The sequence below is a fragment of the Streptomyces sp. NPDC090442 genome (assembly GCF_044769405.1).
In the GTDB taxonomy this organism is placed as follows: Bacteria; Actinomycetota; Actinomycetes; order Streptomycetales; family Streptomycetaceae; genus Streptomyces.
Window position 1 is genome coordinate 1 of sequence record NZ_JBIVXW010000268.1, and the last position, 1,279, is coordinate 1,279.

Consider the following 1,279-nt stretch of genomic DNA (forward strand, 5'->3'; position numbering starts at 1 on the left):
AACTCCTCCGGATACGGAGACCTACGTCCCACCAGGACGCCCTTCCTCGGACCCACACGATCCATTGTCAGAGTGTCCACACCGCCGGGGTCACCACATCTCGGTCATGTCGCCGCACCAGGCGACATCCGGGGCCGGAGCGGTGAACTTGCGCCGCACCAGGTCCCGGGCGGCAGGCCGTTTACCCTGCCGGGTCAGCGACCGCCGGCGCTTCCTGACACGGCCGGCCAGCCCGAGCTCGGCCATGATCTTCGCGATCGTGTTCTTCGATACCCGCCACCCGCGTCCGCGGAGCTCAATGTGGATGCGCGGGGAACCGTAGGTGCCGCCGGAGCGGTCGAAGACTTCCCTGATGGCCATGGTGAGATCGGCGCGGTGCTCGTCCCTCGTGGTGGTTGGGCGGCCCAGCCACTTGTAGAACCAGGACTGCGAGACCTCAAGGGCCCGGCAGGAGACGGCGTGCGGCACACGGTGACTGGTCCTTTGGTCGGCGATGAAGTCCACAACCGTCACTTCGTCGCCTCCTTTACCCATAGGACCACTGATCGCTTGAGGACATCACGTTCCATCCGCAGCTCGTGAATCTCCCGGCGCAGCCGAGCAAGCTCGGCCCGCTCGTCCGGATCCAGCCCAGCGCGGGTGGCCTCCTTGTCCCGGGAGATCCACGTGGCCAGCGTGCCCTCGTTGATCCCCAGGTCCCTCGCGACCTGGGCCACCGGTTTCCCCGTCTCACGAACGATCCGGACCGCCCCAGCCCGGAACTCCGCGTCGTACTTCTTACGTATCTCTGCCATCAAACTTCCTCATAGCGGACGTATCCACACTACGAGGGGAGGGACACAGGGCCGCGTTCTCCGCCTCCAGCGGGGCGGACGGCTCCCCGCCCGCCCCGGCCGCCGCATGCGAGCCGGTCCGCCGGCCGTCCGCAGCCCGTATCCAGTTCCGCAGCGTCTCGGTGTTCACGCCCAGGTCCGCGGCGACCTGCTTGATCGTCGCTCCCGGCCGCGAGCGGTACAGCGCGACCGCCTCCGCCTTGAACTCCGGCGGGTAGTGCTTCATCACCATCTGTCAGGGACTCCTGTCCTCCGGATCCTCACGATCTAGTGTCCAAGGTGTCCAAGATTCCGGGGAAAGGTCCACCACCCTTTAAAGATCAGTACTCAGGTTGAACTCGTTGTGTCCGTGGGGTGGTGACGTTCCGTGATCCCTGCGGTACGACAGTGGCATGCGGTATGGGCAGAGGGGTGGGTACACCCCGGCGGAGCAGGAGCGGCGTGAG

General features: G+C 66.2%; 3 protein-coding genes. All 3 read right to left on the minus strand.

The genetic code is table 11. The features are described from left to right. Nucleotides 1-90: 90 nt before the first annotated feature. From ACIQU6_RS44940 to ACIQU6_RS44950, 3 genes are read right to left on the minus strand one after another with little or no spacing between them, the layout of a single operon-like run. Complete coding sequence (locus ACIQU6_RS44940) at nucleotides 91-513, minus strand: IS3 family transposase (protein WP_403488546.1); 423 nt, start codon at nucleotides 511-513, stop codon at nucleotides 91-93. Next, the gene (locus ACIQU6_RS44945) at nucleotides 510-794 is read right to left on the minus strand and encodes a transposase (protein ID WP_403488548.1); all 285 of its coding nucleotides are present in this window, start codon (nucleotides 792-794) and stop codon (nucleotides 510-512) included. The genes ACIQU6_RS44940 and ACIQU6_RS44945 overlap by 4 nt, the downstream gene beginning before the upstream one ends. Further along, nucleotides 778-1,065 carry a transposase gene (locus ACIQU6_RS44950; protein ID WP_403488550.1) on the minus strand — a complete coding sequence of 96 codons (288 nt, stop codon included), beginning with the start codon at nucleotides 1,063-1,065 and terminating at the stop codon, nucleotides 778-780. Before ACIQU6_RS44950 ends, ACIQU6_RS44945 begins: the two co-directional genes overlap by 17 nt. Between the last annotated feature and the right edge of the window lie 214 nt (nucleotides 1,066-1,279).